We start from the raw sequence: 19,383 nt of genomic DNA on the forward strand, positions 1-19,383 counted from the left end.
CTTCGCCAAGCAGTACGGTTTTAGTGTTCGGCACGTGACTCCCGGTAGCGTGAAGGGAAAGGAGTGGTACCAGGCCGACGACGTCGCCGAGGAGTACGACGCCAAGCGGTTCTCCCGCGGCGGCCGCCTGATCGACCGCCGGGAGAAGCAGGCGGTGCTCGACGCCGTCGGACCCGTCGAGGACCGGGACGTGCTGGAGATCGCCTGCGGCACCGGCCGGTTCACGGTGATGTTGGCCGAACGCGGCGCGAACATCGTCGGGCTGGACATCTCCGACGCGATGCTGGCCCAGGGCCGCGAGAAGGCCCGACAGGCCGGCGTCGACGACCGCGTGGAGTTCATGCGCGGCGACGCCGCCCGGCTCCCGTTCCCCGACGACCACTTCGACGCGGTGGTCGCGATGCGCTTTTTCCACCTCGCGCCCACCCCCCGGAAGTTCATGGCGGAGATGGCCCGCGTCTCCGAGGAGCAGGTGTTCTTCGACACGTTCAACGACTTCAGCACCCGCGTGCTGTACAACCGCCTGCTGCCGATGGGCTCACACCTCTACGGCCGCGACGAGGTCGCGGAGCTGGTCGGCTCGGCGGGGCTGGAGCTCGCCGACGCGGAGCACGACTTCGTGCTCCCCTACGGGTTCTACCGGAAGATCCCCGACGCGATGGCGGGGCAGTTCCGGAAGCTGGACACGGCGATCGGAAGCTCGCCGCTGGGCGAGAAGCTCTGCTCGGTCTCCTGGTGGAACGCCCGGGTCGAGTAGCTACTCCTCGATGATCTCCCCGACGGCGAAGTTCGACTTCACCTCGGAGACCTCGATCTTCACTCGCTCGCCCACGTCGGCGCCGGGGACGATGATCACGTACCCCCGCTCGACGCGGGCGATCCCGTCGCCCTGCTTGCCGATGTCCTCGACCTCGACGTAGCGCACCTCGCCTTTCTCGACCGGTGGCTGGGGCTCGCCCTCGCCGCCCGTGCGCTGGGAGGTCGAGTTCGTCGCGGCGGCGGCGCCGTCGTCGCCGTCCCCGTCGATCAGGGCGACGCGGTAGGTGTCGCCCGACTCGAGCGAGCCGCGCTCGATCTCCCGTTTGGGTACTTCGACGACGTACCGGTCGCCTTCCTCGCGGACAGTAGCACTGAACAGACAGAGTAGTTCGTCGGAGATCTCCATAGCTGAGACTCGACTACGACCAGTCGGGCCTCCGTAATATGTGTACCGCTCTCACGGGCGGGTGAACTCGCGTTCACTCGGCCCGCTCGATCGGGGTTCCGTCCGCGCGTTTCGCGCCCTCGGAGTCGTGAACGACCACCTCGCCATCGTCGGCGTCGACGGGCTCGTAGGCGTCCCGCAGCGCGATGGCCTCCTCGAGCTCGCGGATCGCGCGCTCCTTCAGCGCCGCGGCGAGCGCCTCGGCGTCCTCGCGGCTGATCTCCCGGCCCAGCCCCTCGCACTCGTGGGCGCGGACGAGCCCCTCGGCGTCGACGGGGTCGCCGGCGGGCTCGGCGGTGCCGTCGAGCGCGACGCTGAATGGGTACGTCTCACAGATCAGCGGGCGGGACTCGTGGACCGTACAGGCGCCGAGTCCGTCCTCCTCCTCGTAGAACGCGCAGTCGCCGCAGGCGTCGGTCTGCAGCGCCCACTCGAACGTCTCGCCCTCGGGGCCGTCGTCGCCCGCGGAGAGTCCGTACGGCATCGGGCGCGCCACGTCGCGCCACTCGCGGTCGGCGCCGTCGGCCCTCTGGAGCGTCCGAATCTCGTCGGGGAACACCGTCGCCGTGTGGGGCTCGGTCTCCCCCTCCTCGTCGACCTCCTTGGTACAGCAGGCGCCACAGCGCGTGCACTCGAAGCCGAGCGACTCGACGGCGTCGGCCAGCTCGGCGGTGTCGAGCCCGCGGGCGCGGTCGAGCTCGTCGTCCAGGGACACAGCCGCCTTCGGTGACCGCGGGGGAAAACGTCGTCGGCGCGCCGAGCGCTCACTCAGCCCGGACCCGGCCGCTGTCGGGGTCCCACTCGACCCGGCCCTCCACGGCCAGCTTCTCGACGTGGGCCCGCACGGTCGCCCGGGCGAGGTCGCGGACCCCCGAGAGGTCCTTCTCGTAGGCGGCGTCGACGACCGAACCGAGATCGTTCGCGCCGTCCCGGACCGCCGCGAGCACCGAGCGCTCGCGGTCGAGCCGGTGGCCGATCAGTCGGTCGAGGCTCGCCCGCGGGGTCGGCTCGTCGGCCATCGGCGGCCCGTGGCCCGGCAGCAGTCGGTCGGGAGCCCGCGCTCGGAGCCGGCGCAGCGAGGTGAGGTACGCCCGCAGGTCGCCCTCGGGCGCGCCGACGACGACGCTCCCCTCGGCGACCGCGAGGTCGCCGGCGAGCACGGAGCCGTCGCCGAGGTCGAACGCGACGTGGTCGGCGGCGTGGCCCGGCGTGTCGAGTACGGTCACCGTCCCGGAGCCGGTCTCGATCGCGCTCCCCTCGGCGATCCGGCGGTCGGGCTCGACCCCCGCCGCGTCGGCGAAGCGGTCGGGCCGGCGAGCCAGCACCTCGGCCCCGGTCTCGGCGGCGTAGTCCGCGACGGCGCCGACGTGATCCGGGTGGGTGTGCGTGACCGCGACCGCGTCGATCTCGCGCTCGGCGACGAGCGCGTCGAGCTCGTCGGTTCGGCCGGCGGGGTCGACCAGCAGCGCCGGCGAGTCGCCGACGACGTAGGCGTTGGTCGCCCCCGTCGGCGCGCGGGTGTCGACCGGCACCGAGACGCGGCCGACGGGCAGCTGTCCGCCCATCAGTCCGCGCGACTGCCGGGCTCGAACGTTCGCGTCACGTCCACGTCGGCGTCGCCGGCGGTCGCGAACAGCGAGAGGTCGACGTTCGCGGCGTCGGTCGCCTCCTCGACGGAGTCGTACGGCCGGGAGACGACGATGTCGCCCGCGCGGCCGTCGCTGACGCCCGGGATCGTCGCGAGCTCGTCCATCGACGCCGCGTTCACGTCGAGGGGGTAGGGGACCCCCGTCACCGAGCGGTAGCCGTGGTCGACGATCGCCACGTCGATGGCCTGGCCGAGTTCGCGCTCGCCGGGGATCCCGACGAGCAGCGGGTAGGTGCCGAGCTGGCGGCCGAACGTCTTGCCGTCCTCGTGGTACTCGAGATGCACGTCCGGCAGCACGGTCCCGGGCGGGACGACGCGCTGGAGCATCGGGTTGTCGACCTGTTCGCGCACCTCGCGCTTGTACGCCTGGAACTGCTCCTTGTGTTCCTTCGCGATGTCGGCGCCGGTGTCGCCCATCTCGGTGCCGGCGAACGCCATCACCTGCCGGATGTTGATCCGGCGGAGCATCAGCCCCTCGTCGTACACCTGCCGGAGGAAGCGGCGGTTGTGGTCGTACGTCTCGGGGCGCTCACCTTCGAGCCCGTGGACGAGGTTGATCCCCGGCAGGAGCTTGGGCAGGCGGTTCTCCTCGGGACGCCAGCCGCCGGCCTCGTTGACGACGCGGACGGCCTCCAGACACTCGTCGGCGGTCACGAGCAGGTTGTTCTGCTCCTGCACGACGGGGTCCGCCGACTCGAGGCCGAACGCGGCGGTGTCGCCGGGCGTGTTGTGCTCGGCGATTATCTCGATCGCCTCCCGCGACGCCTCGGGGTAGTCCGTGATCGTCACGGGGTTCATGTTGTCGAGGTGGAGGGTCTTGAGGTCGGGGGCCACCTCCCGGATGCCGCCGTACAGTCGCTCCAGGGCGTCGGGATTGGGCGCCTCGCCGTCGCCGCCGAACGCGAGGATGTCCGCCTGCCGGCCCAGCCGGAAGTGTTCGACGCCGTGGTTCGAGAGGCGGTCGACCTCGTCGACGACGGAGTCGGCGGTCCGGAACGCCGGGTTGCCGTACAGCGGTTCGGTACAGAACGAGCAGCGGTACGCACAGCCGCGGGAGGTCTCCATCTCCGCGATCAGGTAGTCGGGGTGGTTGGGGTGCTGCTCGACGACGAATGCGCCCTTCGAGGCCCAGCGGTCGAGTTCCTCGTTGTCGCGCATCCGGTCGTTGAACCCCTCCAGCCCGGAGTCGACGAGGTCGTACGCGGCGGCCTCGATGTCGCCCTTCGCGACGAACTCGTAGTCGAGGTCCTTGCGCTCCATCTCCTGGGCGCCGGCGTTCTCCTCGCCGACGCCGAATCGCACGGGGCCGCCGAGCAGCGTGGTTCCCTTCGCGGTCCAGGCGAGCTCCTTCACCTCGTCGGGCTCGGCGGGCGTGCCGCCGACGTACTTCCCGGGGACGGTCATGCCGCCGACGTAGACGAACAGGTCGGCGGTCGACACGTCGCCCCACTTCATCCGGTCCTCCCGGAGCTCGTCGATCGTGTGGTAGGTGATCTGCTCGGGGGGGACGCCGGCGTCGACGAGCGCGCCCGCGGTGAACCGGGGGTAGGTGGAGATGTACGGCGGCACCCCGAAGTGGGCCGGCTCGTCGACGTAGCCGTCGACGATGGTGACGGAGAGCGAACCGGGGTCGGTCATACCGCGGTTTGTCGGCCGAGGGGTAAAACGCGTGTGGTGCGGGGCGTGAGGGGTTCAGACACTCAGACGTAGATGTAGCCCTCGCGGGGGTCGTGGCGGTCGTCGTCGTACTCGAACGCCCGCTCGACTGCCCGCAGCGTCGCCGCCGCGGCAACGACGGCGTCGAGCGCGTCGCCGCCGGTGTTCTCGATCACCGTCTCGCGGTCCGTGCCGTCGACGGCCAGGTCGGTCGCGTCGAGCAGGCCGTCGAGATTCCGCTGCCGTGCTTCCCGCTCCTCGTCGCTCCCACCCTTGTAGCTGTCGCGCTGGAGCCCCAGCCGGTTCAGCACGCCTGCCGGATACGTCTCGAGCAGCGTCACCGGCGACTCGAACGTCGTCGTCTCCATCGGCGCCACCGTCGCCGCAGCGTCGCCGCCGTCGCTGCCCCGGACGACCGGCGCGAGCACGTCCCGGACGCCGTGGAACGTGATCGTGCTCCCGACGAAGCCGTACGGCGAGCTCGCGCCGACGGGGCCGTCGGTCTCGCGTTTGAGGAACGCCCGGTCGCCGTCGGTCGCCTCGCGCGTTCGCTGTTTCCCCCACTCCTCGAACGCATCGGGGCCGGAGCAGTCGGCGGGCGGGAACGAATCGAGGAACGCCGCCCAGTCCGCCGGCGGATCGTCGACGGTGTCGGGAAGCGTCGACGGCAGGCCGAAGGAGAAGTCGAGGCCGACGGCTGCGGACTCGCGGTCGCGGAGCCAGTCGACGAGGGCGGCGTGGGTCTCGGCCTGCCCGGACACGTCGCCGTCGAGCACCGACTTCGCGGTTCCGAGCGTCTCGATCTCGAGTCCGTCCTCCGTCAGCGGGCCGCCGGCGATCCAGACGTTGCGCTCCGCGTCTCTCGCGCCGCTGAAGTCGACGCCGTAGACGAACTCGGGCTCCATACGGGCCACTCGTCCGGCGGCCGAAAAGGGGTACCGCTCGCGTCAGTCCGCGCTCGCGGCGGTCGTGCCGTCGTCGGCGCCGACGCTCGCCAGCGCGCCCTGCGAATCGAGCGCCTCCTCCAGCAGTTCGGCCACGTCGACGATCTCGAGGTCGTCCTCGAACCCGCCGGTTTTGCGGCCGTCCTCGAACATCGTCGTACACATCGGGCAGGCGACGACGAACTTCTCGATCTCGCCGCCGGCGGCGGTGTCCTCGACGCCCTCGCGGAGGCGCTCCTCGCTGGGTTTTGGCTCGTCGTCGAACTCCATCCAGAGGCCGCCGCCGCCGCCGCCACAGCAGAACGAGTCGTCGCGGCTCCGGGGCATCTCGTGGAGCTCACAGCCCGTCGCCTCGATCAGCTGGCGCGGTGCCTCGTACTCGCCGTTGTACCGCCCGAGGTGACAGGGATCGTGGTAGGTGACGGTGTAGTCCAGGTTCGCGCCGGAGAGGTCGAGGCGGCCGGCGTCGACGAGGTCCGAGACGACCTGCGTCCAGTGGAACACGCCGATCTCGCCGTCGGCGTTCCACTCCTCGTCGTAGTCGAACGGCATCACGGGGTCGTCGGCGAACTCGGCGTAGTCGATCTCGGGGTACTCGTTCTTGATCGTGTTGAACGAGTGGGGGTCCGTACAGACGATGTGGTCGAACTCCACCTCGTCGAACGTCTCGACGTGGTGGCCCGCCAGCTCCATGTAGAGGAACTCCTCGCCGGTCCGGCGGATGTCGTTGCCGTCGTACTTCTCGTCGTCGAACAGGATTCCGTAGCTCACGTCGGCGGCCTCGAACACCCGGGCCAGCGCGCGGGCGACCTTCTTGTTGCGGTCGTCGAAGCTCGGGTAGTCGCCGACGTACCAGAGGTAGTCGACTTCCTCCTCGCGGGCGTCGGTCACGTCGAACTCCAGTTCGTCGCTCCAGTCGCCGCGCTTGCGGTTGGGGTCGCCGAACGTGTTGCCCTTCTGCATCACGTCTTGGAACACGTCCTGCATCTCCGAGTTGACCTGGCCGGTGTCGACGAGCTGGCGGTTCATCTTCGTGAAGCTCGTCAGGTGCTCGATGTCGACCGGGCAGGCGTCCATGCAGGCCATACAGGAGAGGCAGGACTCCATCGTCTCCGCGGCGATGACGGACTCGCCGCCGTCGGCGACGATGTCGACCTCCTCGCCGCCGGCGTCGACGTCCTCGCGGTAGCTCTTCAGGTCGAGGATCACGTCACGCGGGTCGAGGTTCCGCCCGGACGCGTTGGCCGGGCAGACCGACGAACAGCGCCCGCACTTGGTGCAGGCGTCCTGATCCAGCGTCTCGCTCCAGGTGAAGGAGTCGATGGACTCGGCGCCGGTGTCGGCGTCGAGGTCCGCGGGGACGGAGGGGAGCCGCGCGCCGGCTTTCTCGTCCCGGACGACGACGTTCGCGAAACTGGAGATCATGTGGAACGGCTTGGCGTAGGGGACGAAGGCGACGAAGCCGAAGGCGAGCAGCGAGTGGGACCACCAGCCCCACCAGTACAGCGCCTCGGCGCCGGCGGCGTCGACGCCGCCGGCCTCAATCACCATCGCGACGAAGTAGCCGACGAAGCTCACCGTCTCGAAGTCCGGAAAGCCCGTCGCGCGGATGCGCAGGCCTTCGAGCAGGTAGCCGCCGACGCCCAGCGCGAACAGCGTCCAGACGAACGCGTCGTCCTCCAGGCTCGTGTGTTTCCCCCAGAGCCGGCCGTCGCGCCGCGCGTAGCGCTTGTAGATCGCCATCCCGACGCCGACGACGAACAGCAGCCCCATCGCGTCCATCACCAGCGAGTACGCCAGGTAGAACTCGCCCTTGAAGAACGAACTGCCGGTGACGACGCGGTACACGTCGATGTCGAACCCGAGGATGGTGGTCCCGATCAGCAGCGTCAGGAACCCCCAGAGGATGAACGCGTGCATCACGCCGGCGTACAGGTCGCGGTCGAACTGCTGCCGGTTGGAGAGCACCGTGGCCGCGGCGTCGACGACCCGGCCCGGCAGGTCGTCGAGCCGCGGGAACGGGTCCTCCTTCGCCCGTGCGTAGCGCCGGAACCGCTCGTAGACGCCGACGGCGAACACCAGGATCGCCGCCGCCGCGAGGAAGTAGAACGCCGCCTTCCCCGTCGGCGAAATCGTCCAGAACGTCTCGCGCGTCTGTGCAAGCATACCCTGTGTGCTGCGGTGCCGTCACCTAAATGGTGCCGACTGCGAGCGGCCGCGGGGCCGATTCAGACGAACACGGACGCCAGCAGCGCCGCCGCCAGCGCCAGCGCCGGCGCGTCGACGGCCCGGAGCCGGATCCGCGGCAGCGTCGCGTTCCACGAGAAACACCGCGCGGTGAGCGCCATCGCCAGCCGGTCCGCCCGCGCGAACGCCCGCCGGAGCCCCGCCGCGCCGACGGTGCGCAGCCGTTCCCGCGTCGGGCGTTCGTCGCCCAGCCGCGCGCGCTCGGCGTCCCGGATCGCCGCCAGATCCCGACGGAGGAGGGGGAGAAAGCGGAACACGAGCCCCACCCCGGCGCCCAGCAGCCGCCCGGGCTTGCCCGGGATCGCCCACTGCACCGCCGCGCGGGACTCCCGAGCCGCGGTCGTCCGAACGTAGCCGGCGGCGACGCCGACGATGAGCAGCGTCCGGTAGCTCGCGAGCAGGGGGTCGACCGCGGCCGCGGGATCGAGCCACGGCGGCCCGAGCGTCACCAGCTCGAACAGCACCGCGGCCGCCAGCAGCGGGAGGAGGAACCGGTAGCCCCACAGCACCGAAACGGGGGAGAGCCGGGCGCTCGCGAGCGCCAGCGCGGTCACGCCCGTCAGCACCGCCAGCCCGCGGGGGTCGGTGTGGGCGAACGCGGCGACGGCGAACGCGAGTTGGACGGCCAGCTTCGTCCGAGGGTCGAGGTGGTGGGCGAGCGAGTCGCCGGGCTCGTAGCCGAGCATCAGTTCCCCGCGGCAGGCTGGTCGGGCACGCGAACCCCGTACTCGGGCAGTTCCGCGGCCGCGTCGTCGGGGCTGGCGTCGACGACCACCTCGCCGTCGGCGAGACAGACCACGCGGTCGGCGTCGCCGAGCAGCTCCCGGAGGTCGTGGGTGACGACGATCAGCCCGGTCCCGTCGGCGTGGAGGCCGCGCAGGCGGTCGAGCAGGCCCTCGCGGGCGGGCGAATCGAGCCCGGTGAACGGCTCGTCGAGCACGAGGTGGTTCGGTTCCATCGCCAGCGCGCCCGCGACCGCGAGGCGCTCGCGCTCGCCACCCGAGAGCGTCTCGATCCGGTCGTTTTCGCGCCCGTCGAGGCCGACCGCCGCGAGCGCTGCGTCAGCCCGGCGGTCGATCTCGGCGTGATCGAGCCCCAGGTTCTCCGGGCCGAAGCGCACGTCGCCGCCGACCGTGGCCGCGACGAACTGGTCCCGGGGCTCCTGGAACGCCATCCCGACGGTGGTTCTTGCGGCGACGGGGTCCTCGCTCGCCTCGGTCCCGTCGACGAGCACCCGGCCGGCGTCCGGTTCCAGCAGCCCGTTCAGGTGGCGGACGAGCGTCGACTTCCCGGAGCCGTTCGGGCCGCAGAGCACGAGGAACTCCCCGTCCGGGATCGTCAGTGAGACGCCGTCGACGGCGGTCGCGGCGTCGGCGTCCTCGCCGTACCGGTGGGTAACCGAGTCGAGCTCCAGCACGCTACGTCGCCTGCACCTCGTCGGAGCGGACGATCCCGACGGCGGCGGCCATCTTCACCGCCTCCGCGGGGACGAACGCGAGGCCGGCGCCGACGATCGCGGCGACGAGGCTCGTGTCGAGGTAGTACCAGTAGACGGCGATCCCGAGCGCGTAGATCACGACGGTCCCGGCGGTCATCGCGCCCACCAGCCGCGGGAAGGAGACGCCCTCGGGGTCGACGAGCCCGTCGACGCCGTGGACGACGGCGCCGATCAGGGCGGCCGCGAACGGGTAGGAGACGAGGTAGCCGCCGGTCGGTCCGAAGATCTCGCCCAGCCCCGCGCTGGCGCCGGAGAAGACGGGGGCGCCCAGCGCGCCGGCCAGCACGTACAGCAGCATCGCGAACCCGCCCCAGGCGGGCCCGAGGTAGATGCCGGCGAGGAACACGCCGAGCACCTGCGCCGTCACGGGGACGGCCGGGTTCAGCGGGTTGGGGAACGAGACGAACGCGAACGCGCCCATCAGCGCCGCCACCAGCGCGGCGCGGACGAGGTTGACGGCGACTTCGTCGCCGACGAGATCGACGGAGTCGGTTGCGGTAGACACGTCCGACGGTTCTCGTAAACTTACCTTAACGCTACGGTTTACGACCGGTTCCCCTCGGCTACCCAACCCTTATTCGCGCGGATCCCGTCGTTCCGGGAGTATGGACGAACAAACCGAGGAGCTCCGGGACCTGTTCGTCGAGACCACCGGCGAGGAGACGGTCACGGAGGATCAGGTCGAGGACCGCGGCGACCTCGCCGACGCGGTCCCCCCCGAGGAGGCGGAGGCGCGGGTCCGGGAGCTGGTCGGCCGGATGCGCGAGCGCTACGCGTTCGAGTCGGCGCTCGACGACGACGACCTGGTCCGGGTCGTGACTGGCTTCTACGCCGACGAGCCGACGCCGAGATCGCCGACGCCCTCGGGGTCGAGGAGGCGTCGGTGTTCGACGCCCGGATGGATCTCCACCTCGTCCGGGAGGCGGACCGCGAGGCGCCGCTGCCGATGGACGAACTCCGGGCGCTCGTCGTCGACGAGGTGCCCGTCGACGAGCGGGCCGACCGACTCGACGCGGACGTGGCGACCGTCGAGCGCTACTCCCGGGTGATCGCGGCCCAGCGCCGCGGCACCCGCGCGAACCACCGGTTCACCGACGAGTTCGCCGAGCTGCTGACCGACGCGGACCTCCGGGACAGCCACGCCGCCGACGCCCACGAGTCCGGGCTGGAGGAGGCCGCCGAGGACATCGAGACCGACACCCAGCTGTAGCCCGTTTTTGAAGTGCGATGGCGGGAGCACCCCTCCCGTGTCCCGCGTCGCCGCCAGCGACCTCGGTCGCGCCGCGTACTGCCCGCGCCAGCTCTACTACGCTCGTCAGTCCGACGACCGTGAGCCGCCCGACGAGGTTCGTGCCCGCCGCGAGTTGGCGTTCCGGTACCCCGAACTCCGCGAGGCGAGCGACGACCGGCTCGCCGAGCGCCCGCTCGCCGTGTCGGCCGCGGAGTACCGCGATAACCTCGACGCGCTCGCCGCCGGGCCGCTGTGGGACCGCCTCGTCGAGCCGGCCGCCCGCGACGCCACGCTGACGGGGCAGGACTGCCGGGGCGTCGCGCACAAACTGCTCGCCGAGGACGGTTCAGACCCACCGATCCCGGTGCTCGTCTCGGGCGGCGTCCCGCCGCCGGCGGGCGTCTGGGAGCCCCAGTCGGTCCGCGCGGTCGCGCTGGCGAAGGCGCTCGCGTGGGAGCGCGAACGCGAGATCCCCCGCGCGCTGGTGGAGTACCCCGCCGTGGGCGTCGTGCGACCGGTCCGGCTCACCACCCGGAAGAAGGCGCGCTACCGGGAGCTGCTCCGGACCGTCCGGAGCCTGGACGGGCCGCCGCCGCGGATCGACGACGACGCCAAGTGCGAGGCCTGCGAGTACCGCGGGGACTGCGGGGTACGAACGCGCTCGCTGCGGTCGCTGCTGGGGCTCTGACTGAGCCGACCCTCGGGACCGATCAGTGCTCGGCCAGCCAGGCGTCGACCTCGTCGGCCCCCCGGCCGCGGCGGTGGATCTCGCCGTTGCCGGGGTCGACGACGGTGCTCTCGCCGCCCGGGAGCTCGCCGGCGTCGACGACGGCGCCGACGCCCTCGCGGATCGCGTCGTCGAGCTCGTCGGGGTGGGTGGCGTTGGCCTGGCCGGAGCGGTTCGCGCTGGTCGCGGTGATCGGCGCGAACTCGTCGAGCAGTTCCAGCGCGAGGTCGTGGTCGGGGATCCGGACGCCGACGCGATCCCGGCCGGCGGTGAGCGCGTCCGGGACGTGGCCCTGGCGTTCGAGCACGACCGTGACCGGGCCCGGGAGGAACTCCCGCATGAACGCCTCCTCGCGCTCGGTCGCGGTCACGTGTTCGAGCGCCTCGTCCACGTCGGGCACCGCCATCGAGAGCGGGTCGTCCCGCGATCGCTCCTTCAGCTCGTAGACGCGCTCGACGGCGTCGGCGGCGATCGCGTCGGCGCCGAGCCCGTAGACGGTGTCGGTCGGGTAGACCGCCAGCTCGCCCATCGCGAGCATGCTGCTGGCCTGGATCAGGTCGTCGCGCATACCCGGCCCTGGGGGGCGGCGCGAAAAAAGCGCGCGGTCGATCGCGGCGCCGTCGCCGCTACAGCGACTCGATCGCCGCCTCGACGGCGTCGTACTCGGGGAACTCGGGCCACTCGCTGGCGACCCACGCGTACTCGACGGTGCGGTCCCCGTCGAGCAGGAACATCGCGGGCCGGTGTTCGGTGATTCCGGCCATCCCGTCGAGGTCGTGCTCGATGCCGTACTGCTCGGCGACGCCCGCGCCGGGGTCGGCGAACAGGCGGGCGCCGTCGGCGCGCTCGTCGAGCAGCGACGCGTGCTCGTACGGCGTCGAGATGGAGAGGCCGACCACGTCCACGTCGTCGGCCCACCCGCGGTCGTCGATCTCGTTCCAGACGTACGTCGCGGGGAACGCGCCGTCCATCGGGTGGGCGACGAGCAGGACGGGCCCCTCGGCGGTCAGCGACGAGAGCGAGCGGTCCTCCCAGAACTCTTCGTTCACGAGCGGCCGCGTGAAGTCGGGCGCGGTGTCGCCGACCTCGGGGTGGTCGGCGTCGGGGAGCTCGACCACGTCGAACTCCATCAGGCCTCACCCCCGTACGTCTTCTCGAGGTACTCGACGATGTTGCCCGACTCCGACATCGTGAGGCCGGTGTTCTCGTCGACGATCGCCGGCACGGAGCGCTTGCCGCTGATGCGCTTGACCACGTTCCGGTCGGAGTGCATCGGCTCGACGAACCGGGAGCGGTAGTCGAGCCCGTACTCGTCGAGCTTCCGCACCACCCGTTCGCAGAACGGGCAGGCCTGCAGCCGGTAGAGCGTGATCGGCGGTTCGTCGGACATGGCCGCCGGTTGGGCCGCCCAGCGCGTAAAGTCGTCGGCGACGACACGGGGCGCCGACGCCGGCCGGGACGCCCGATATCGGCCGGGAGGGGAACGCTTAATTCGGACGACCGTGAAGGCCGACGGGAAATGGGCTTGCTTCCCACGGTCATTCCCGCTCTTAGCAGGGGCGTTCTGCAGTCGTCCACCGGCGGCGCTCCGCCGGCGACACTCGCGTTCGGTGTCGGTGTCCTGACAGTCCTCATCGGTCTCTCCGCGTTCTTCTCCTCGTCGGAGATCGCCATGTTCGGGCTGGAGAGCCACCGCGTCGAGTCGCTGGTCGACGACGGCGTCCCCGGCGCTTCGCTGGTGCAGGACCTCCTCGACGACCCCCACCGGCTGCTGGTGACGATCCTCGTCGGCAACAACATCGCGAACGTCGCGATGTCGTCGATCGCCACGTGGCTGTTCGGCTTCTACATGACCGAGGGACGGGCGGTGCTGGCGGCGACGTTCGGCATCACGACGGTTGTGCTGCTGTTCGGCGAGAGCGCGCCGAAGTCCTACGCCGTCGAGCACACCGAGTCCTGGTCGCTGCGGATCGCCCGCCCGCTGAAGTGGGCCGAGCGCCTGCTGCTCCCGCTGATCGTCGTCTTCGACTACCTGACGCAGGTGATCAACCGGGTCACCGGCGGCGGCTCCGCCATCGAGGACTCCTACGTCACCCGCGACGAGATCCAGAACATGATCCGGACAGGGGAGCGCGAGGGCGTCATCGACGAGGAGGAGCGAGAGATGCTCCAGCGCATCTTCCGGTTCAACCAGACCATCGCCAAGGAGGTGATGACGCCGCGGCTGGACATGACCGCGGTGCCGAAAGACGCCACCGTCGAGGAGGCGATCGAGGAGTGTGTCCAGTCCGACCACGAGCGCGTCCCCGTCTACGAGGGGAACCTCGACAACATCATCGGCGTCGTGAACATCCGCGACCTGGTGCGGGCGGCCCACTACGGCGAGGGGGAGCCAACGCTCGACGACCTGGTGCAGCCGACGCTGCACGTCCCCGAGTCGAAGAACGTCGACGAACTGCTGGAGGAGATCCAGGAGAACCGCCTCCGGATGGTGATCGTCATCGACGAGTTCGGCACCACGGAGGGGCTGATCACGATGGAGGACATGGTCGAGGAGATCGTCGGCGACATCCTCGAGGGCGACGAGGAGCAGGCGATCGAGTTCGTCGACGACGACACCGCGCTCGTCCGCGGCGAGGTCAACATCGACGAGGTCAACGAGGAGCTCGGGCTCGACCTCCCGGAGGGCGAGGAGTTCGAGACGCTCGCCGGCTTCATCTTCAACCGCGCGGGCCGGCTGGTCGAGGAGGGCGAGACGATCGAGTACGACGGGATCCGGATCCGCGTCGAGCAGGTCGACACGACCCGGATCAAGCGCGCCCGCGTGACGGTGACCGAGGAGTACTACACCGACGACGAGGGCGAAAGCGACGAGGAGCCCGCCGAGACAGACGTGGACGCGGCGGATACGGAGTAGTCACGGATCGTTCGCGGAGAGGGACCGTTCCCGGCTCCCCGCCCATCGCCGTCCGTTCTTCGCAGTCGATCGCGAGTACTGCCGCGTCGAGGCGTCCGTTGTCAGCCGATCGTGTACGTCTCGTACTGTTCCGTCAGCCGCGTCGTCCCCAGCGGCTCCTCGTCGACCGTGACGCTGACTTCCATCTCCACGCCGGCCCATCCGGTTATCTCGATCCGGTCGATATCGTCGACGCCCTCGAAGAACAGCGTCGAGTTCGGTCGCCCACCGAGCCACCGTGCGGTCCTGCCGTCCGACTCCGTCTCGGCGCCGAAGTAGCCCCGGACGAAGTCGACCCCCTCCTCGGGGCCGCCGACGTCGACCTCCCGGAGCTTCTCACCGTCGTTGAACACGCTGAGTTCGTACACCCGTAGCGTCACCTCACGGTCGTCGTCCGTGCCCGGGGAGATCTCGCTCGCCACCACGACCGTCTCGAAGGAGAGGGTGACCATCACCCCCTCGGAGACCGGGGACTCCCACCCCTCGACTGCGAGCGTGTCCGCCGTGATCTCCAGGAACGACGTGCCGAACTCCTCGCTCGGCTCGATGAACGTACTCTCGTACCACTCGTTGAACGCCGTGACGAGAACGGGCCCGTCGGCGTACTTGTCTCCCACCTCACACGCGTTCGCGTATCGCTCCGTCGAGAGCTCCAGGATCGGGTTGTCGCGGTCGACGTGTGTCAGCTCCGAGTCGTTGAACCCGGGGATGACCGACGGGATCACGTCGTGACCGGTCGTCTCGCCGGCGAGATACCACGACCGGTACGTCGACTCCAGCTGGTCGAGGAACACCTCCTCGATGTTCTCACGCGGGGTGTACGGGTTGTACACCGTTACCGCGTCCGCGATCTCGGTGAGCTCGACGGCGTCGATCGGCCGTCCCCCGATCCCGACGACGAAGTACGGGTCGACGCCCGCCTCGTCGAACGCCTCGGCGAACACTGCGGCCGGGTCGCCCGTGTACGCGCCCCCGAGCCACGTGGTGAGCACTGGCCGGCCGTCGATCGTCTTGTAGCACTCGCGGTCGAAGTACTCGTCCGCCAGATACGCGATGTTCTCCTTCAGTTCGTTCGCGACTCGCTCCTCGCTCAGGTCGACCGACGACCCGTCGTAAATACCGCTGATGATGAGCGTGTCGTAGAAGATCGACCACTCGAGCTCGTCCGCCCGGGGGTGGGGGAGGATGTGGTTCTTGAGGTTCTTGTCGATGGGGCTGTAGGGTCCGGTCCAGACGGCGTTGAGCCACTGGACGCCCGCGTAGTGACACCAGTCGATGTGCTGTTCGATGACGGCGTCGTCTCTCGCGTCGTAGTTCCCGAGCGTCGGCGTGTACGGCGACTCGAGACTCCACTCGCCGCCCTGCCACGTGTGTGGGTGTCGCCCGTACCACGAGAAGTAGTACGCGCCGACGGTTCGGTCGTCCCCCGACGCGACGGGGACGACGTCGACGGTGCCGACTCGCTCGCCGTTCACCGAGATGTCGCCCTCACCGACAGTCATCGGCGCCGCCGATGCCGAAACGTCCGTCCGGTCACCCGGATCGAGTTCGACGGCGATCTCCTCGCGCTGATCGACGAGTGCCAGTTCGACGTCGAACGCCCCCGACTCGTCGCCGACGTTCTCGACGGTCGCCGTCACCGTCAGCGCCGTCCCGATGGCGAGCTGGTCGCTGCCGATCGAACTCTCCCGTACCGCTAGCGGAGGATACTGTTCCGCCGTCGATTCGGTGGGGGACCGATCGTCCCCGGCCTTCCGGTCAGTATCAGCGTCGGTCGGGTCGTCGCCGTTGGCGGTGTCGTCCGTCCCGCTGCAGCCGGCGAGCCCGCTGACGCCCGTCAGGGCAGCCGCAGCCAAGTACTCCCGTCGCCACCAGTTCCGATCGGACCGGCCGTCCATACCCCGACAAATCGGGAATCGGACATAATCCTTTTCCACATATCTGATAGCTACCCCGCACTCCCGAACAACAGCTCCCCCGTTAACGGGGCCACCAACTCACTTCATCCTCCGCACGGCTGGGAAAGAGAACTGTACCGCGAGGAACTCGGAGGCTGTCGGTTCCGCGAGACCGGGTCTCGCGTTTCGCCAGGTCTTCGTCCGACGGACTCAGACGCTGGCGATCTCGCGGGAACGCGAGAGGCTCACTTCGTTCGCCGGAGCACCTCTCAGGGCGAGAGGCGCTGTCGGTCGCGCGGGAACAGAACTGCCTCCCGGATGTTGTCCAGCCCGAGCATCGTCATCACGAGCCGCTCGCCACCCATCCCCCAGCCGGCGTGGGGCGGCATGCCGTACTTGAACATCTTCGTGTAGTACTCGAACTGCTCGGGGTCCAGGCCCTGCTGCTCGAACCCTTCGACCAGCTTCTCGTGGCGGTGCTCACGCTGGCCGCCGGAGACTAGCTCCATCCGGGGGTGCATCATGTCGAACCCCGTCGAGAGCGTCTCGTCGTCGTCCTGGTCCTTGATGTAGAACGGCTTGATCTCGCTGGGCCAGCCGGTGATGAAGTAGAACGTCCCCACGTCGTCGCCGAGCGCGCGCTCGGCCTCCGTCGAGAGGTCGTCGCCGAACACGAGCTGCTCGTCGAGCTCGCCGGTGGCGTTGACGCGCTCGATCGCCTCCTCGTAGCTCAGGCGCGGGAAGTCGCCCTCCGGCACGTCGAACTCCTCGTAGCCGAGCAGGTCGAGCTGCTCCTCGCAGTTCTCGGCGACGGCCTCGTAGACGGAGACGACGATCTCCTCGGCGGCGTCCATCGCCTCGTGGTGGTCGGCGAAGGCGGACTCGTAGTCGATCGAGGTCGCCTCGTTGAGGTGGCGCGGGGTGTTGTGCTCCTCGGCGCGGAAGATCGGGCCGATCTCGAAGACGGTCTCGAGGCCGGAGCCGGCCATCAGCTGCTTGAACAGCTGCGGGCTCTGGTTCATGAACGCCTCCTCGCCGAAGTAGGTGATCGGGAACAGCTCCGTGCCGCCCTCCGTCCCGGTGGCGACGATCTTCGGCGTGTTGATCTCGGTCGCGTTCAGGTCGCGGAACGTCTCCCGGGCCGCGCGCATGACCTCCGCGCGGATCTCGAAGATCGCCTTCACCTCGGGCTTGCGGAGGTCGAGCGTGCGGTTGTCCAGCCGGGTCGGGAGCTCGGCGTCGACCTTGCCGGAGGGGTCGAGCGGGAGCTCGGCGTCGGCCTCGGCGACGACCTCGATCGACTCGGGGACGAGCTCGAAGCCCGTCGGCGCCCGGGGCTCCTCCTTCACGTCGCCGGTGACGCTGATGACGGACTCGCGGTGGACGCCGAGCCCGGTGTCGACCAGCTCGTCGTCCATCTCGTCCTTCTCGAGTTTGATCTGGAGCTTGCCGCTCTTGTCCCGGAGGATGAGGAACGCGATACCGCCCAGGTCGCGGATCTCGTGGACCCAGCCGGCCACGGTGGCCGACTCGCCGGCGTCCACGTCCGCCGCGTAAGTTCGATCCTGCATGGACGAGCGTTCGCTCGGGGCGTCTTTAAACGCGGTGTTTCGCCGGCGAACGGCTGGTTCGGGCGGGATACGCGTTTCGGCGGTGTGCGACGATCTGGCGGGGGTCGACAGAAAACATATACCGCCACCTCGTGACCGTCCGGGCGTGTCCCTCCACCGACGCGGTGCCCTCTCGATAGCGGTCTCGCTGTTCGCCGGGGGCTGTCTCGGCGGCATCGGCAACGACGGCTGTACCAACGGCGTCTACGTCGACGCCGACGCGTTCGACCCCGTTCCGGCGCTCGACGACCGGCTCGGCGACGACGAGCGGGGCGTCGGCGCCGAGACCGTCGAGAACGACGGCACGCGCCGGACGACGTACGCACGGCTGCCGTTCCGCGACCCGACGCTGTTCCGCCACGGCGGCGCGTTCTACCGGATCACCCGGGAGACCGTCGACACCGTCACCGTGCCGGCGTTCGAACTCGACGCCCAGTGGGAGGAGGGGCAGTCCCCGCCCGCCGGGACCGAGGTGGTCGCGTTCGCCGACCTGCCCGAGAACGACCGGCGGGCGTTCGAGCTGGCGATGCCCGAGGAGCAGGGCGGCCAGTTCCCGGAGGGGTTCTCGGTCGGGGTCTACCCCGCGCCGTACCCCGACGGCGGCGAGGGCTCGCGGCTGATCGGCGCCACGACGTGGGTCGAGTGGGAGGACCGGACGGTCCGCGTCGAGGTCGCGGGCGAGCAGACCGGCACCACCGAGCGCGAGACGTACGCGTTCGCGGCCGAGCAGGTGGCCGCCGACGAGGCGGGGTTCCGGGCGTTCCTCGCCGACGCGTACCTCGTCGACTTCGCCGGGGCGCCCGAGGCACAGCTGGAGATCCTCCGGAGCGCGCGCAGTGGGAACTACGAGGAGTGTCTGCCGGCCTCGGACGCGCTCGCGGCGCTGCGGGAGCGACTCGACGGCGAGGAGAAGCTGCCGGAGCCGTACCCGAACGACTGGTACGCCGCCTTCGAGGGGGAGCGCTCCAGGCTCTCGGTGTCGGAGTGGGTGGTTTAGGCCTCCTTCGCGCCGCGGACGGTCTCGGCGACGGCGTCGACGCCCTCGTCGTGGAGCAGGTCGCCGACGACGACCGTGTCGGCGTGGTCGCCCATCTCGCGGGCGCTCTCGTAGTCGCGGATCCCGCCGCCGTAGAACAGCGTCGCGTCGTCGAGTTCGGCGGCGGCGGCTTCGACGACCGCGGGGTCGCCGTAGCTGCCGGAGTACTCCAGGTAGACGATATCCTGGCCGAACATGCGCTCGGCGACGCCGGCGTAGGCCGCCACGTCGTCGGCGCTCAGGTCGCAGTCGGCCTCGGTGTACTCCGCGACGGAGGCGTCGGGGTTGAGGACGACGTACGCCTCGGTGTGGGTGCGGTCCCAGTCGAGGTCGCCGTCGATGCGGGCCCACTCCTTGTGGGCGCCGGTGATCCAGAACGGGTCGCCCGCGTTGAGCACCGTGGGGACGAGATAGCCGTCGAGCGCCTCGTGGTCGATCACGACGCCGGGGTTGGAGGGCTCCTGGTAGATCGGCACGTCGTGGGCCGCGCAGGCGTCGACGACCTGCTCCATCTTCTCGCTGGTCACGTCCATCGTGCCGCCGATCTCGAGGGCGTCGGTGCCCGTCGCGGCGACGTCGTCGAACGTCTCGTCGTCCAGCAGCGCCTTGTCGGGGTCCACCTTCAGGACGTGATCCCACTCTGCCCACGGGCCGGTCATGGGGAGGGAGTCTTCGGGGCGCGGGTAAAAAGTGCGCGGACCGCGGCGGTCGCCGGGCGGTGTGCGACC

General features: G+C 70.2%; 19 protein-coding genes and 1 pseudogene. 5 read left to right on the top strand and 15 right to left on the bottom strand.

Annotated elements, in window-relative coordinates:
- The first annotated feature begins 49 nt into the window (after positions 1 to 49).
- Positions 50 to 757 carry a class I SAM-dependent methyltransferase gene (locus ACP95_RS07945; protein WP_049980686.1) on the top strand — a complete coding sequence of 236 codons (708 nt, stop codon included), beginning with the start codon at positions 50 to 52 and terminating at the stop codon, positions 755 to 757.
- Here the strand turns inward: ACP95_RS07945 and ACP95_RS07950 are convergent, their stop codons facing one another.
- The 9 genes from ACP95_RS07950 to ACP95_RS07990 all read right to left on the bottom strand — a co-directional run bounded on the left by ACP95_RS07950 (position 758) and on the right by ACP95_RS07990 (position 9,702).
- Positions 758 to 1,165, bottom strand: coding sequence for a TRAM domain-containing protein (locus ACP95_RS07950; protein ID WP_049980687.1), 408 nt, complete (start codon positions 1,163 to 1,165; stop codon positions 758 to 760). It abuts the gene before it with no gap.
- Between the two features lie 73 nt (positions 1,166 to 1,238).
- On the bottom strand, positions 1,239 to 1,919 hold the full coding sequence (locus ACP95_RS07955) for a YkgJ family cysteine cluster protein (protein WP_049980688.1): 681 nt from the start codon (positions 1,917 to 1,919) through the stop codon (positions 1,239 to 1,241).
- Between the two features lie 49 nt (positions 1,920 to 1,968).
- Positions 1,969 to 2,769 carry an MBL fold metallo-hydrolase gene (locus tag ACP95_RS07960; RefSeq protein ID WP_049980689.1) on the bottom strand — a complete coding sequence of 267 codons (801 nt, stop codon included), beginning with the start codon at positions 2,767 to 2,769 and terminating at the stop codon, positions 1,969 to 1,971.
- Positions 2,769 to 4,490: a radical SAM protein gene (locus ACP95_RS07965; RefSeq protein WP_049980690.1), complete on the bottom strand. Its 1,722-nt coding sequence runs from the start codon at positions 4,488 to 4,490 to the stop codon at positions 2,769 to 2,771. Before ACP95_RS07965 ends, ACP95_RS07960 begins: the two co-directional genes overlap by 1 nt.
- Before the next feature lie 62 nt (positions 4,491 to 4,552).
- Positions 4,553 to 5,413 (bottom strand): DUF429 domain-containing protein, encoded by an 861-nt coding sequence (locus ACP95_RS07970; RefSeq protein ID WP_049980691.1) that lies wholly within the window; start codon positions 5,411 to 5,413, stop codon positions 4,553 to 4,555.
- Between the two features lie 42 nt (positions 5,414 to 5,455).
- Complete coding sequence (locus tag ACP95_RS07975) at positions 5,456 to 7,618, bottom strand: (Fe-S)-binding protein (RefSeq protein WP_049980692.1); 2,163 nt, start codon at positions 7,616 to 7,618, stop codon at positions 5,456 to 5,458.
- 62 nt (positions 7,619 to 7,680) lie between these two features.
- The gene (locus tag ACP95_RS07980; protein WP_049980693.1) at positions 7,681 to 8,385 is read right to left on the bottom strand and encodes an energy-coupling factor transporter transmembrane component T family protein; all 705 of its coding nucleotides are present in this window, start codon (positions 8,383 to 8,385) and stop codon (positions 7,681 to 7,683) included.
- Positions 8,385 to 9,116: an energy-coupling factor ABC transporter ATP-binding protein gene (locus ACP95_RS07985; RefSeq protein ID WP_049980694.1), complete on the bottom strand. Its 732-nt coding sequence runs from the start codon at positions 9,114 to 9,116 to the stop codon at positions 8,385 to 8,387. Before ACP95_RS07985 ends, ACP95_RS07980 begins: the two co-directional genes overlap by 1 nt.
- A 1-nt stretch (position 9,117) precedes the next feature.
- Positions 9,118 to 9,702, bottom strand: coding sequence for a biotin transporter BioY (locus tag ACP95_RS07990; RefSeq protein ID WP_049980695.1), 585 nt, complete (start codon positions 9,700 to 9,702; stop codon positions 9,118 to 9,120).
- A 100-nt stretch (positions 9,703 to 9,802) separates the two neighbouring features.
- On the opposite strand from ACP95_RS07990, the pseudogene ACP95_RS07995 reads away from it, so the two are divergent.
- Positions 9,803 to 10,407 (top strand): annotated as a pseudogene (locus tag ACP95_RS07995) (conditioned medium-induced protein 4).
- A 37-nt stretch (positions 10,408 to 10,444) separates the two neighbouring features.
- Positions 10,445 to 11,116 carry a CRISPR-associated protein Cas4 gene (locus ACP95_RS08000; RefSeq protein WP_049980696.1) on the top strand — a complete coding sequence of 224 codons (672 nt, stop codon included), beginning with the start codon at positions 10,445 to 10,447 and terminating at the stop codon, positions 11,114 to 11,116.
- 22 nt (positions 11,117 to 11,138) lie between these two features.
- Here ACP95_RS08000 and ACP95_RS08005 read toward each other — a convergent pair whose 3' ends face one another.
- From ACP95_RS08005 to ACP95_RS08015, 3 genes are read right to left on the bottom strand one after another with little or no spacing between them, the layout of a single operon-like run.
- Complete coding sequence (locus ACP95_RS08005; protein WP_049980697.1) at positions 11,139 to 11,723, bottom strand: L-threonylcarbamoyladenylate synthase; 585 nt, start codon at positions 11,721 to 11,723, stop codon at positions 11,139 to 11,141.
- A gap of 58 nt (positions 11,724 to 11,781) precedes the next feature.
- A complete protein-coding gene (locus ACP95_RS08010; protein ID WP_049980698.1) occupies positions 11,782 to 12,288 on the bottom strand; it encodes a redoxin domain-containing protein in 507 nt (168 codons plus the stop codon).
- Positions 12,285 to 12,545: a glutaredoxin family protein gene (locus tag ACP95_RS08015; protein WP_049980699.1), complete on the bottom strand. Its 261-nt coding sequence runs from the start codon at positions 12,543 to 12,545 to the stop codon at positions 12,285 to 12,287. Before ACP95_RS08015 ends, ACP95_RS08010 begins: the two co-directional genes overlap by 4 nt.
- Before the next feature lie 129 nt (positions 12,546 to 12,674).
- Between ACP95_RS08015 and ACP95_RS08020 the strand changes: the two genes are divergently transcribed.
- Positions 12,675 to 14,072 (top strand): hemolysin family protein, encoded by a 1,398-nt coding sequence (locus ACP95_RS08020; RefSeq protein WP_049980700.1) that lies wholly within the window; start codon positions 12,675 to 12,677, stop codon positions 14,070 to 14,072.
- A 101-nt stretch (positions 14,073 to 14,173) separates the two neighbouring features.
- Here the strand turns inward: ACP95_RS08020 and ACP95_RS08025 are convergent, their stop codons facing one another.
- The gene (locus ACP95_RS08025; RefSeq protein ID WP_049980701.1) at positions 14,174 to 16,009 is read right to left on the bottom strand and encodes a CARDB domain-containing protein; all 1,836 of its coding nucleotides are present in this window, start codon (positions 16,007 to 16,009) and stop codon (positions 14,174 to 14,176) included.
- Between the two features lie 269 nt (positions 16,010 to 16,278).
- On the bottom strand, positions 16,279 to 17,580 hold the full coding sequence (gene aspS, locus ACP95_RS08030) for an aspartate--tRNA(Asn) ligase (protein WP_049980702.1): 1,302 nt from the start codon (positions 17,578 to 17,580) through the stop codon (positions 16,279 to 16,281).
- 145 nt (positions 17,581 to 17,725) lie between these two features.
- On the opposite strand from aspS, the gene ACP95_RS08035 reads away from it, so the two are divergent.
- Positions 17,726 to 18,616, top strand: a complete 891-nt coding sequence (locus ACP95_RS08035) for a hypothetical protein (RefSeq protein WP_049980703.1) — start codon at positions 17,726 to 17,728, stop codon at positions 18,614 to 18,616.
- Here ACP95_RS08035 and ACP95_RS08040 read toward each other — a convergent pair.
- Entirely contained in the window at positions 18,613 to 19,314 is a 702-nt protein-coding gene (locus ACP95_RS08040) for a phosphoglycerol geranylgeranyltransferase (protein WP_049980704.1), read from the bottom strand. The genes ACP95_RS08035 and ACP95_RS08040 overlap by 4 nt on opposite strands.
- Between the last annotated feature and the right edge of the window lie 69 nt (positions 19,315 to 19,383).

This window comes from Halolamina rubra (assembly GCF_000739555.1).
In the GTDB taxonomy this organism is placed as follows: Archaea; Halobacteriota; Halobacteria; order Halobacteriales; family Haloferacaceae; genus Halolamina; species Halolamina rubra.

Coding starts and splice junctions, on each gene's coding strand:
- ACP95_RS08025 (WP_049980701.1), bottom strand. CDS start 16,009: ATGGACGGCCGGTCCGATCGGAACTGGTGGCGACGGGAGTACTTGGCT.
- ACP95_RS08020 (WP_049980700.1), top strand. CDS start 12,675: ATGGGCTTGCTTCCCACGGTCATTCCCGCTCTTAGCAGGGGCGTTCTG.
- ACP95_RS07965 (WP_049980690.1), bottom strand. CDS start 4,490: ATGACCGACCCCGGTTCGCTCTCCGTCACCATCGTCGACGGCTACGTC.
- ACP95_RS07975 (WP_049980692.1), bottom strand. CDS start 7,618: ATGCTTGCACAGACGCGCGAGACGTTCTGGACGATTTCGCCGACGGGG.
- aspS (WP_049980702.1), bottom strand. CDS start 17,580: ATGCAGGATCGAACTTACGCGGCGGACGTGGACGCCGGCGAGTCGGCC.
- ACP95_RS08040 (WP_049980704.1), bottom strand. CDS start 19,314: ATGACCGGCCCGTGGGCAGAGTGGGATCACGTCCTGAAGGTGGACCCC.
- ACP95_RS07980 (WP_049980693.1), bottom strand. CDS start 8,385: ATGCTCGGCTACGAGCCCGGCGACTCGCTCGCCCACCACCTCGACCCT.
- ACP95_RS08015 (WP_049980699.1), bottom strand. CDS start 12,545: ATGTCCGACGAACCGCCGATCACGCTCTACCGGCTGCAGGCCTGCCCG.
- ACP95_RS07970 (WP_049980691.1), bottom strand. CDS start 5,413: ATGGAGCCCGAGTTCGTCTACGGCGTCGACTTCAGCGGCGCGAGAGAC.
- ACP95_RS08005 (WP_049980697.1), bottom strand. CDS start 11,723: ATGCGCGACGACCTGATCCAGGCCAGCAGCATGCTCGCGATGGGCGAG.
- ACP95_RS07950 (WP_049980687.1), bottom strand. CDS start 1,165: ATGGAGATCTCCGACGAACTACTCTGTCTGTTCAGTGCTACTGTCCGC.
- ACP95_RS07960 (WP_049980689.1), bottom strand. CDS start 2,769: ATGGGCGGACAGCTGCCCGTCGGCCGCGTCTCGGTGCCGGTCGACACC.